The 11,395-nt window shown below is 54.9% G+C and carries 10 protein-coding genes; 2 read left to right on the top strand and 8 right to left on the bottom strand.

The annotated features are described in order from the left end of the window. Window positions 1-15: 15 nt before the first annotated feature. From WM95_RS06375 to budA, 4 genes are all read right to left on the bottom strand, one after another. On the bottom strand, window positions 16-489 hold the full coding sequence (locus tag WM95_RS06375; RefSeq protein ID WP_023310683.1) for a cold-shock protein: 474 nt from the start codon (window positions 487-489) through the stop codon (window positions 16-18). Between the two features lie 131 nt (window positions 490-620). Continuing rightward, entirely contained in the window at window positions 621-1,391 is a 771-nt protein-coding gene (locus tag WM95_RS06370) for a (S)-acetoin forming diacetyl reductase (RefSeq protein ID WP_024906954.1), read from the bottom strand. A 20-nt stretch (window positions 1,392-1,411) separates the two neighbouring features. Beyond that, a complete protein-coding gene (alsS, locus tag WM95_RS06365; RefSeq protein ID WP_373869450.1) occupies window positions 1,412-3,133 on the bottom strand; it encodes an acetolactate synthase AlsS in 1,722 nt (573 codons plus the stop codon). Continuing rightward, complete coding sequence (gene budA, locus WM95_RS06360) at window positions 3,105-3,884, bottom strand: acetolactate decarboxylase (RefSeq protein WP_023310680.1); 780 nt, start codon at window positions 3,882-3,884, stop codon at window positions 3,105-3,107. The genes alsS and budA overlap by 29 nt, the downstream gene beginning before the upstream one ends. Window positions 3,885-3,989: 105 nt before the next feature. Between budA and WM95_RS06355 the strand changes: the two genes are divergently transcribed. After that, the gene (locus WM95_RS06355; RefSeq protein ID WP_047742596.1) at window positions 3,990-4,871 is read left to right on the top strand and encodes a LysR family transcriptional regulator; all 882 of its coding nucleotides are present in this window, start codon (window positions 3,990-3,992) and stop codon (window positions 4,869-4,871) included. A 387-nt stretch (window positions 4,872-5,258) separates the two neighbouring features. Continuing rightward, window positions 5,259-5,714: a hypothetical protein gene (locus WM95_RS06350; RefSeq protein ID WP_063408937.1), complete on the top strand. Its 456-nt coding sequence runs from the start codon at window positions 5,259-5,261 to the stop codon at window positions 5,712-5,714. A 225-nt stretch (window positions 5,715-5,939) separates the two neighbouring features. Here WM95_RS06350 and WM95_RS06345 read toward each other — a convergent pair whose 3' ends face one another. From WM95_RS06345 to WM95_RS06330, 4 genes are all read right to left on the bottom strand, one after another. Then, window positions 5,940-7,982, bottom strand: a complete 2,043-nt coding sequence (locus WM95_RS06345; RefSeq protein WP_063408938.1) for a P-loop ATPase, Sll1717 family — start codon at window positions 7,980-7,982, stop codon at window positions 5,940-5,942. Window positions 7,983-8,296: 314 nt separating this feature from the next. Then, window positions 8,297-9,160 (bottom strand): efflux RND transporter periplasmic adaptor subunit, encoded by an 864-nt coding sequence (locus tag WM95_RS06340; RefSeq protein ID WP_063408939.1) that lies wholly within the window; start codon window positions 9,158-9,160, stop codon window positions 8,297-8,299. Next, complete coding sequence (locus WM95_RS06335) at window positions 9,157-9,372, bottom strand: DUF1656 domain-containing protein (RefSeq protein ID WP_059446521.1); 216 nt, start codon at window positions 9,370-9,372, stop codon at window positions 9,157-9,159. Before WM95_RS06335 ends, WM95_RS06340 begins: the two co-directional genes overlap by 4 nt. Beyond that, entirely contained in the window at window positions 9,365-11,347 is a 1,983-nt protein-coding gene (locus tag WM95_RS06330; RefSeq protein WP_063408940.1) for an FUSC family protein, read from the bottom strand. The genes WM95_RS06335 and WM95_RS06330 overlap by 8 nt, the downstream gene beginning before the upstream one ends. Window positions 11,348-11,395: the final 48 nt, after the last annotated feature.

Raw genomic sequence — 11,395 nt, 5'->3', positions numbered from 1 at the left:
CCACCCGGCAAAACGTTACTTAAGCAGCTTCACCGTGGCGTCGATGTCGATCTCATCTTCGGTGAAGATCAGCGTCGTATTCTGGAAGGTGGTGATCGCCAGCTTCTTCACCGTGCGCATTTCGCCCGGCTTTTTCTCGGATTTCGGCTTGATGCTGTTCATCAGCAGCCCAACCGACAGCACCGCGTTCTCTTTGTCGATTTTTGTATCAGCCGGCTCTTCTTCGTTAAACACCACGAAGGATTTGATCGAGGAGAGCTTCACGCGCTCGCCAGCAATAAAGAGATGTTTGCTTTCGGGGATCACCTTCACCGCGTAGGCGGAAAGGCCTTTGTTGTTGGTAGTCGGCTCGAAGGTCACCGCGGCATCTTTCTTAATCAGATCGGGGTTCGCGACCTTAATCACATGAAAATAGCGGTTGTCGCCGTTTTCATCTTTGATAAATCCAAAGCCTTTATCTTTAAACCACGTTGTGATTGTACCGTTCATCGCTGTTACCGCCTGTCAGATCGTAATGACTAAAGTTTTGCAGCGCGCAGTGTAATGCACAATGACGGAGGAGACAAAAAAAAGCCCCTGCACGGGTGCAGGGGAAAACTCATGTCAGAGCTTATTAGAATTTAATTAAACACCATCCCACCATCGATGAGCAGAGACTGGCCGGTCATGTAGTCGGAATCCGGTCCTGCCAGGTATGAAACGCAGGCGGCAACATCTTCCGGCTCGGACAGGCGGCCAAGCGTAATGCGTTTGGCAAAGGTTTCGGTCCCGTAGCCGAGCGGTTTACCCGCCGCCTCGGAGACCTGACGGTCGATTTCCGCCCACATCGGCGTTTTGACGATGCCAGGGCAGTAGGCGTTAACGGTGATCCCCAGCGGCGCGAGATCCCGTGCCGCGGTCTGGGTTAAGCCGCGCACCGCGAACTTGCTGGAACTGTAGACCGCCAGTTCAGGGTTGCCGGTGTGGCCCGCCTGGGAGCAGGCGTTGATGATCTTGCCGCCGTGCCCCTCTTTGCGGAAGGCGTCAATCGCGGCCTGGATCCCCCAGATCACCCCTTTCACGTTGATGTTGTAAACCTTGTCGACAATGTCCGGCGTGATGGATTCGATGGGGGTAGACGGCGCAATCCCGGCGTTATTCACGATAACGTTAAAACCGCCCAGCGCGGTGCGCGCTTTCTCCACCGCCGCAAACACCTGTTCGCGGTCAGAGACATCGACCTTCACGGCGACGGCGTTGCCGCCGTTACGGATGATTTCATCGGCGACGGCTCTTGCCGTCTCAACGTTATAGTCGGCGATGGCGACGGCAAAACCGTCTTTCACCAGGCGAAGCGCGATCGCTTTACCAATCCCCTGGCCTGAGCCGGTTACGAGAGCAACTTTTTGCATTTCTCTGTCCTTATCGTGAGTCACAAAATCTGGCTGAGATGGAGCTGGCCCATCAGCAGCGGGTTATCGCTGTAGTCGACGGGAATGGCCACCACGGCCGGGCCATCCACATCCATCGCCGCACGCAGCGTCGGCTCAAGCGCCTCGGCACTCTCCACGGCAAAGCCTTTCGCACCGAAGGCGTCGGCATAGACTTTGAAATCGACCGGGCCGAACTCGACGCCGGAAAGACGCTGGTATTTTTTCTCTTCCTGAATGGCAACCATGTTGTAGCCGTTATCCACCCAGATGATGTGCAGCACGTTAGCGTTGAGGCGCACTGCGGTTTCCAGCTCCATGCTTGACTGCAGGAAGCCGCCGTCGCCGGAGACTGAAACCACCTTGCGGCCCGGGTTCACCAGCCACGCGCCAATCGCCCACGGCAGAGCAACGCCCATGGTCTGCTGACCGTTGGAGATCATCACCTGACGCGCCCTGAAGCTGTAGAGGTAGCGGGCGATCCAGATGTGGAAGCTGCCCATATCCACGGTAAGCGTCACGTCGTTATTCACGATGTCCTGCATGGCGCGCACGATGCGCAGCGGGTGCAGGGCAAACTGGTTGAGCGAGGCGCCGCGGCGGTCGAGCAGATCGCGCTGATGCTGGCGATCGACCAGAATTTCGGAGGCCCGATGGCTCAGCTCGAGCTTACGATCGATGCGGTTAGCGAGCAGGTTCAGCGTTTCGGCGATGTCCCCCACCAGCTCCAGATCCGGCACGTAGTTCCGCTCTTCATAGGCAGGCAGCACATCGATGTGCACCAGCGTCGCGTCGCCGCTGTTCCACATGGACGGCTCGTACTCCACCGGGCTGTAGCCGATGCAGATAATCAGGTCCGCCAGATGCAGCAGCCGGTCGCCCGCCTGGTTATTGAACAGGCCGACGCGGCCGGCGAAGCGGGTGAAGTGTTCCTGGTTTACCGCCCCGGCGGCCTGATAGGTGCTGGTCACCGGAATGCGGCTTTTTTCCAGCAGCTTGCGCAGCGCGGCGCTGTTTGCGGGCTGGCTGGCCATCAGGCCGAGTAAAATGACCGGATTTTTGGCGTTTTCGATAAGCTTCGCCACGTCGTTAATCGCTGACTCCGGTGCCGGGCCCATCAGCGCCGGGCCGCTGGCGGGTAAAATGGCCCCCGTCGCGGGCTGGTCGACGATATCCTGCGGCAGGCTGACGAACGCGCCCCCCGGCCTGCCGTGCTCGGCGGCGCGAAACGCGTTGGAAACCACCTCGGCAATCGCGTCCGGTGAACTGACCTCCACGGCGTATTTGGTGACCGGGCTGAACATGGCGACGGTGTCCATGCTCTGGTGAACCAGTTTGGCTTTATCCGCCCGCTTCACCGCCCCGCCCAGCGCCACCACCGGGTCGCCTTCGCTGTTGGCGGTGGCAATGCCGGTGATCAGGTTGGAGCAGCCCGGCCCGGAGGTGACCAGCGCCACCCCGGCCTTGCCGGTCAGCCGCCCTACCGCCGCCGCCATAAACGCCGCGTTCGCTTCGTGGCGCACCGGAATAATCTCGATGGAGGAGTCCAGCAGGGAGTCAAAGACCTTGTCGATTTTCGCACCCGGGATCCCGAACACCTGCTTCACGCCCTGCGCTTCCAGCTGGCCGACAACCATATCGGCGCCGTGCGCCCACTGACGTGACTGTTTCTCACTGTTCACGGTAGTTCTCCTGTTAGTTTTCGACGGAACGGATCGCTGCATCAAGATTGCTGGGGTGAAGGTTGGCCTGTAAGAACGCGCTGTCGGCGGGCAGGTCAATCATCAGCTTGTGAATTTCGCCGAAGGTGAGCACGCCGCTCTCCAGCTGATAGTCGAGCAGATGGCCCCCGCCCTGACGGTCGTCGGTGATGAAATGCTCGTGATAGCCGGCCACGTTAATGCCCTGCATGTGCTGCGGCGTGCGGAACCCGACCAGCACCCCTTCGCGCTGGTTAAAGCGGAACACCGGCTGGTCGTCCAGCACGTCGGTCATCGCGCGGTACGGCGGCTTCTGGCGCGGTACGGTGCGGGTGTGGGCGTGGCGGAAGTTGCCGTCGATGCGCAGCGCGCAGAACAGGTTGTCGGAGGGGATCTGCTGGTCGATGACGTCGTGGATCTGCTGACGGCTGACCGGCGCATCGAAGGTTTTACGGTACTGCGGCTGGAACCAGGTCATCACCGCGAACGGCGTTTTCTGCTCCGGCTTCGCGGCCCGGGCGCTGCCGTCGGCGCGCAGCTGGTACACCTGGCTGCTGAAGGCAATCATTTCACCGTCCAGCTCGTTGAAGGTGCCCAGACCAAAATCACCGTGTGCCAGCAGATCGGCGATGGTGGTCTCTCCTTCGTACACGCCGCTTAGCAGGGCGCTCATTAGCGATGTCTGGTAGATCACGCTGTCAGGATGCTGGGCGGAGAACCCGCGCAGGGTCTCGCACAGGCTGGCCTCACAGTCGCAGGCAGATGAATGCATCATCGTGCTCGTCCTCTTCAACTTTATTTAGAAAGGTTAAATAAATGTTGACCCGATTCAGCAGAGAGTTCCAATATAGAAACCATGCTGGTTTGAGACGTTTTAGATATGGAACTTCGTTATCTGCGGTATTTTGTCGCGGTTGCACGCGAGCGACACTTCACCAGGGCGGCCGAAGCGCTGGGTATTTCACAGCCTCCACTGAGTCAGCAGATCAAACGGCTCGAAGAGGAAGTCGGCACGCCGCTGTTCAGACGCCTGACGCGGGGCGTGGAGCTGACCGAGGCGGGAGAAGCCTTCTACGAGGACGCCTGCAAGATCCTGGCTCTGAGCGACGCCGCGCTGGAAAAAGCCCGCGGCATCGCGCGCGGGCTGAACGGCAACCTGTCGATTGGCATTACCAGCTCCGACGCTTTTCATCCCAAAATTTTCGCGCTGATCCGCCAGTTTCAGGTGCAGAACATGGCGGTGCAGGTTCATCAGGTGGAAGCCAATATGTCGTCGCTGACGACGATGCTGGCGGAGGGTGAACTGGATATCGCCTTCGTGCGCCTGCCGTGCGAGAGCAGCAAGGCGTTCGAGTTAAAAATCCTCGACCGGGAGCCGATGGTGGTGGCGCTGCATCGCGAGCATCCGCTGGCGGCGTGTGATTCGCTGGCGTTAGAGCAGCTTCGGGATACGCCGGTGGTGCTGTTCCCGCAGGAGGTCGCGCCGGGGCTGTACGAACGGGTTCACGGCTGCTGCGAACGGGCCGGGATTGACGTGCAGCACGCGCTGCAGTCGTCTCAGCTTTCCTCCTCCCTGAGCATGGTTTCCGCTGGCGGCGGGTTCGCGCTGGTGCCCAAATCCATGGCGGCCATTTCACCGCCGAATGTCACCTATCACTCGCTGAGCTCGCCGGAGCTTTATACCGATATCGCGCTCTGCTGGCGGCGTTTTGAACGTTCGCGAACGGTGAAGCGGTTTTTGACGATGATGAGCGAGGGATAGCAGTTGTGCCCAGTGGGATTGGTTGGTGGTTTTTGTCGGCCGGGTAAGGCGAGGCCGCCACCCGGCAATACCCTTCTGGAAGCCGCCTCGCAAACCTGCAAGCAACCTGATGTAATTCAGGGGTATCCCTTTTCATCCCTTCTTCGCGGTCGTAAAGTGCCTGCGTTGCGGCACATCCGTAACCGGGCGTAGGAACCCGTTTAACATGACTCGGCAATTATTTTTGTCGCGACAGCGCTCATCCCGTTAAAATACGGTCGCGCTGGCGGAGCAACCGAAAGGTTGGCCGTTATGTCATGTGCGGTATTCCTACCTCCGTCAGCGCTACCACCCATGAGCGTAGGAACTTATGTGGTGGTCTGGAGTATGTTTAAAAAGGAAAATCACATGACAACTATCCCTTCCCTGTCTTACGCGCTTTCTGAGGAAAGTGCTGTTCATCACCTTATTCACCTGCAACTTCCCGATTCTGCTGATCTCTTTGAGTTGGCTGACGCCTGCACTGCGTATGTTAGCGTGCTGGTGGACACTGACAATACGGTGACGTTTGCCACACTCTGCAAGCGATTGCTGGCTGCGCTTAAGCGGCTGCGTGAGTGCTGTGACTTGGAGCTTCCGTCGTATCTGGTTGAACAGTTGATCGCAGGGGAAAAGATTACCTCCTGTGTGCCGGACTGCTGGCAAGAGACGACGCTACAGGTGGACTATGCCGTAGCGTTAACGCTGGCGGTAATGGGCGGGACATTGCCTGCGAGCGTGGCGAAAGAACTCACCGGGCTACTGCATGATATGGTCTGGCTGTTGGCAGAGTTTGTGAAGGAGCCTTATATCCAGGCACACTGAGGCGGGTGATGGGAGGCCGGAGTTCTGCTGGGTAAGAAGCGGGATTTCGGCCTTACGCTAACGTTGAATGTCTGCAAAGATCGATAAGCAGACATGAAGCATCCAAAGAAAAAATACTTTAAACTTATGATTAAGTTGAGAGCATCAGTTCAATCCTGATAATGTATTTTTACACACAAAAAAAACATTCGATTTAATAAGCTTTTAATCATTCACCCACAAGACTTAAGATATTTGCCTTACCATATAATCATATTTGTCTTGCAAGTGAGACTCTTTAAACGTTCCTTTTATCGCCTGTCTTAAAAACACTTCTAAATCTTTAGTATTTAAGATTAGAATCAAACCACTTTTATTTCTATTGGCAATATTAGAAATATGTCTGAAATATTGTGATTTTAGCTCATCACCTCTGTAAACAATAATACCAAAATGTCCGAATGTATCATTCAAGTAATATCCCAGCTGATGAAAATCATCCGCGCTCAAATCAGTGTAATTTTTACACTCCCAGACAATCTGAGTTGCTCCATATTTGGCCCTAATTACTTCCCAAAAGCCATCCGATGCTCTATTTGAAGCTACCCAGTCTCTAACGGAGGTGTTATCGTGAGAACGAGCCTGAGGTTGAACATTGGTCAATGTTCTGAAGAAACACAAACGAATAACATTGCCTACAATATCTTCAAAATCTTTGGCCGACTCCTTTCCTGTTGGCAAGGCCTTCAGCTTATCCAATGTATCTTCTAAGGCCATTTTATACTCATCAAGTTTAAAACTATCTGGTAAATCTTCTAATACACCTTCGTTTCTTAATGTTGTTTGTTCTTTCAAATCATTTAACAAAACAGCCCTTAAATTTAAAGCCTGATGATAAGTTGGATGGATGTAAAAGGTAGATGAGTGTTCAAAGGAAGGTTTTGAATTAGAGTCTTTACCCGAATCTTTATATTCAATTGTATTTTTACGCCTAATACCTAAAAAACCAATACCATAAAGTAATTCTATGAACCTAAATGGGGTCGAAAAGTCGTAGAACCATGATTTACAATATTTAGAAATAGCATCATTAACTAAAAGTTTCTGAATAAAATCCTCTATGGCGACCAATGTAAACTCATTGCCAAGACCAAAGAAATACTCTATTACCAAACTAATATTTGGATAATTCTCAGCATATTCATCGCCTAAATCCTTAAGTCGGCTGGTACTATATCTTTTCGCAGCATAGACCAAATCATCTTCAGTGATTGTTTTATTATTACGGCTTATTGCTGAATCAATTGAATAACTTGTAAGCATTAATACATCTCTAGGACGATGCTGACAGATCTGCATAACCCGCTCTATACTTTTGTCTTTATCACCATCAAAAAAATGTCCCCACGCTTCCCCTCCTAATTTAGGTTTGGCTGTGAAAGGTCTCACAAGTCTTCTCTCAACAAGTTCTGTAAGCTTTTCAGTTGTCCACTCAAGAAAAACAACTGATGTTTCTAATCTTGAAAATTCGTTATCACGTGCACGAATGCGATCGTAAATATTCTCTCTAATGAACACATATGGCTTAACATAAGGCGTAGATGCTATTAACCTAACTGTGGCATGCATCAAAGCCATTAGACATATTATAGCTGAGTCCGAACCATCCCATGATTCATCAAGTCTATCAATCAAAAGAATAAAATTATGATTAGCATTAAGTTCTAAACTATTAACTTCTTGGATTAATTTTTTACTCCTATTTATTTGTCGCAACCATAGTTTTTCATTTTCTTTAGTGTAGGCCTCAAAAATTTCCTCAACTAAATTTAGTACTCGCTGGTCAAAGTCACAATCCTCAATAAGACTTCTTTCTTTTCGTATAGACTCAGGGGCCTTAGAGAAATCGAATCCTAATTTTTCATTCCATGCTTTTATTACTTCATCAATTAATGCTCTTTCCATTGAATGCATCAATGATTTGAACGGCCGTTGGCGAGTATCAAGGAACTCTTCATGTTGTAAAGGCAGTCTTAGCAAATCAAAAATTTGAGGAACTATGGTAATAGATTTAGATATCCGCCTCTCAACTTCAATTGTAATTGCCGTTTTACCTGCACCACGTCTTCCAATAAAAAAACAACTAGTATTATCTACGTTTAATGCAGCTAGTGTCGCGGGAGTTGATACAAAAAGCTCCGTTGATTTCCTAATAATGTCATACTCGGCAAAGGACTGGCCAAGCTGTACCCTCTGTAAAGCATCTTTAGGTAATTGAACATTTCCCACAAGCCACCCTCCGTAACATTATTATGCTCTGAAATAGTTCGTTTCAATCATAGACGGCAAAGTTTCTTATAGCATTTCTCACTGATTCTTATGAAACTATTTTTAGATTCTCTAATCTTATATTTAACAAACCACACCTAACCAACTGATATTGTTGACTAATTTAACTGCATTACTTAAAGATACATCTCCGTTAAACTCATCTCAACATTGAACTTTAATCAGTTATGAGCCAATAGGATCATGACGTGCTCTCTTTCGAACTTTTTTATCAATGTCTGCTCCTGGCACAAAACAGACATTCATACTCACATCTATCCCCCCACCGCCACGCTCGCCGACAGCCCCGCAAAAAGCTCAACGCCCTCCGGCAACCTGTCGATATGAATGCGCACCGGTACGCGCTGCGCCAGCCGCACCCAGCTGAAGGTGGGCTCGACGTCGGGCAGACCCAGCCCGCCCGTCTCGTCATTGCTGTCCCCGATCCCATGCCCGATGCTCTCCACGTGACCAGTGATGACCGGCTCGTATCCCATCAGCACAACCTGCGCGGCATCCCCGACGCGAATATGGCGCAGCTTGGTCTCCTCAAAGTACCCCACCACCCAGAAGCTGTGCGCATCGACGATGGCGACCTTCGTCTCCCCCGCCGTCGCGTAGTCTCCGGGGCGAAGCCGCAGGTGGGTGACGTACCCCGACACCGGCGCGCGCACGGTGGCGTGCGCCAGATTCAGCTCTGCCAGATCCAGCTCGGCCAGCGCGCCGTGATAATTGGCCGCCGCGACGTTCGCCGCGCTGCCGGTTTGCTGTAAATCCTCGCTGGAGATGGCGTTTTTAATCAGCGTACGGCGATGGGCCGCGTCCTGGCGCATCAGCATCTCATGGCGTTTCGACTCGACGTCCGCCTGCGCGCTGACCACCGCCAGCTTAAGCCAGCGCGGATCGATGACGTAAAGCACATCGCCCCGGTTCACCCACTGGTTGTCCCGCACGGCCACGCTGATGACCGGCCCGGAGACGTCCGGCGCAATCTGCACCACGTCCGCCCGCACGCGGCCGTCCCGGGTCCACGGCGTTTGTGCGTAGTGTTTCCACATCATAAAGGCCAGAAGCGTGGCCGCCGCGACGACGCTCAACGTCAGCGCATAGCGAGCCAGTAAAGAGAGCAGTGATTTCATGACAATAACCCCAACGCGGTCAGGCCCTGCATCAGCAGGAAAAAGGTGACAATCCAGGTTGAAACATCCATCAGCGGGCGAAACGGCAAGCGCCGGTAGAGCCTGCTGAGAGAGAAAAGCGCGACGAGGCCCAGCGTGCAGACCAGCGCCGCGAGGGCGACCGTCAGCAGCCCCGGAATAAAAACCCCGCCGAGATTGAGATCGTTAACCATGGTCTGGCCCCCGTAATGCACAGTGCAGATCCACCAGCCTGAAGACAAACTGGCGCGAGTGTTCATCTGCCTCAGGCAGATGGCGCTCGATAAGGGCGGCAATGCGTTCGCGCAAGGCGTTGCGGTCCGCGGCGTTTAACCGATGAAAAAGCGCGTCAACCTCCCTGCCGGACGGTGTGCTACTGCGGCGTAAATGCATGACCGACAGCCCCAGACGCAGCGCGTGCAGCAGCCGATCGAGCGCCTGCTCCGGCGCGCGCGCGCTGCGCTGCAGGCGCGGCAGCAACAGGGCGGTCCGGTCCATCATCAGGTTGATCCACTGCGTTTCATCAACCCGCAGCGTGCCCTTCACGCTGCGGCGAATGTCGCGCTGGCAGAGGTTCAGCAGACGCGTGATGGCGCCATCCGCCTGCACGGTTTGCAGCAGGCTCATGCTGATGACGGCAAAGCCGGTCGCGGCAAAGAGCGCGATGGCGGTGTTGACCGCAACGGCGAAGTCTCCGCTGTAGTGCGCCCCCAGCTCGCACAGAATGGGCAGCGTCAGGGTGATCCCCATCGCCATAAACGTGGTGGGCGGGCGCGCCTGAAGCGACCCGGCCAGCAGATACGCCGGGGCAAGCACCGCCACCAGCACCGGGAAATTGCTTACCAGCGGGAGCAGCGCAAAGCTGTAGAACAGGCTAATGACCACGCCCCAGAACGAGCCAATGATGTATTTCACGATGTGCGGCGCCGGGGTATCGAAGCTGCCAAACAGCGTGCAGCAGACCCCCAGAATAGACACCGCCGTGCCGCCATCCGACCACGCCGAGAAGATCCAGACCAGACAGCCGCTCAGGATGATGGCGAAAGCCCCCATCGCCGTGCGGGCGGCGGTAAGAGGATCGCGGTGGAAAACGTAGCCTTTCGCCGCGCGGGTTCGCATCTCCCCAAATACGGGTTTTGCACGGTGGATGGCCCCGGAAAGACGTTTGCACTGCTGCAGAAGCGCGACCGCCTCCGAGAGGTAGCGGATAAAGCTGACCTGCAGCGCGTCGTCAAACGTCTGCGCCTGCGCGGCATACCGATCGATGAGAAGCACACAGCGGAGCCGCAGCGACTCTGCCGTACTGCTGGTACCAGCGCCTTCAGCGGCCAGCCAGGCCTGAACGTCGCCCAGCAATGCCAGCACGTCGGCGGGCAGGGTTTCGATCGCTGGCAGGCGATCGTGCAGTTCACAGTTGACGATAACCAGCCGCGCCAGCCGGTCGTGGATCGCTTTTCTGGCCTGCCGCACCGGAGCTGAAAGGGCAAAATCATAGGGAATATGGTGGCTGATGCCCTGCAGGAACTGCAGCGCCAGGGCCAGATGCAGGGGGCCGGAAGCCGCGTCGGGTTTGCCCGCTAAGGTGTCCGCCACCCGCCCGCGCGCGGCCTCTAGCGTCTGGGATAGCTTAGCGTTGAACTGGCCTGATACGCGCGCGGGCAGCACGTAGCGGTGGATCAGCGCCGCGCAGAAAATCCCAATGGCGATCTCCTGCACGCGGACAATGGCGACGTTAAAGATGCCGCCGGGATCGGACACCGCAGGAAAACCAATCAGGCTCGCGGTGTAGCCCGCCAGCACAAAGGCGTAAGCCCGGGGCGTGCGTTCCAGCAGGGAGAGCCACAGGCAGAATACGATCCAGCCCGTCAGCACCACGCTGCACAGGACTGGCGTATTCGCGAAGGCAGGCACAATCACAACGGTCGCGCTGGCACCCGCCACGGTACCGGCCAGCCGGTAGAGGCTTCTGCTCAGCGATGCCCCGACCGACGTCTGCGACACGATGTAAACCGTAATAATGGCCCACGAGGGGCGCTCAAGACCGATCGACAGCGCGAGGTAATAAGCCAGCATCGCCGCGGCAAAACTCTTCGCGGAATAGATCAGCGCGCCCGCATCGTTTCGCAGCGCGGCGGGGATGTGCACGTGAAGTGAGAAGATTTTATTCATGCCGGGATTATTACCGGCTTGCAGACCCGCTTAAATACTCTATTCTGT

The sequence above is a fragment of the Enterobacter cloacae complex sp. ECNIH7 genome (assembly GCF_002208095.1).
GTDB classification, from domain to species: Bacteria; Pseudomonadota; Gammaproteobacteria; order Enterobacterales; family Enterobacteriaceae; genus Enterobacter; species Enterobacter cloacae_M.
Note: the sequence above shows the minus strand (reverse complement) of the source record. Positions and strands in the feature narration are given on the sequence as shown.

Coding starts and splice junctions, on each gene's coding strand:
- WM95_RS06375 (WP_023310683.1), bottom strand. CDS start 489: ATGAACGGTACAATCACAACGTGGTTTAAAGATAAAGGCTTTGGATTT.
- WM95_RS06370 (WP_024906954.1), bottom strand. CDS start 1,391: ATGCAAAAAGTTGCTCTCGTAACCGGCTCAGGCCAGGGGATTGGTAAA.
- alsS (WP_373869450.1), bottom strand. CDS start 3,133: ATGCAGCGATCCGTTCCGTCGAAAACTAACAGGAGAACTACCGTGAAC.
- budA (WP_023310680.1), bottom strand. CDS start 3,884: ATGATGCATTCATCTGCCTGCGACTGTGAGGCCAGCCTGTGCGAGACC.
- WM95_RS06355 (WP_047742596.1), top strand. CDS start 3,990: ATGGAACTTCGTTATCTGCGGTATTTTGTCGCGGTTGCACGCGAGCGA.
- WM95_RS06350 (WP_063408937.1), top strand. CDS start 5,259: ATGACAACTATCCCTTCCCTGTCTTACGCGCTTTCTGAGGAAAGTGCT.
- WM95_RS06340 (WP_063408939.1), bottom strand. CDS start 9,160: ATGAAATCACTGCTCTCTTTACTGGCTCGCTATGCGCTGACGTTGAGC.
- WM95_RS06335 (WP_059446521.1), bottom strand. CDS start 9,372: ATGGTTAACGATCTCAATCTCGGCGGGGTTTTTATTCCGGGGCTGCTG.
- WM95_RS06330 (WP_063408940.1), bottom strand. CDS start 11,347: ATGAATAAAATCTTCTCACTTCACGTGCACATCCCCGCCGCGCTGCGA.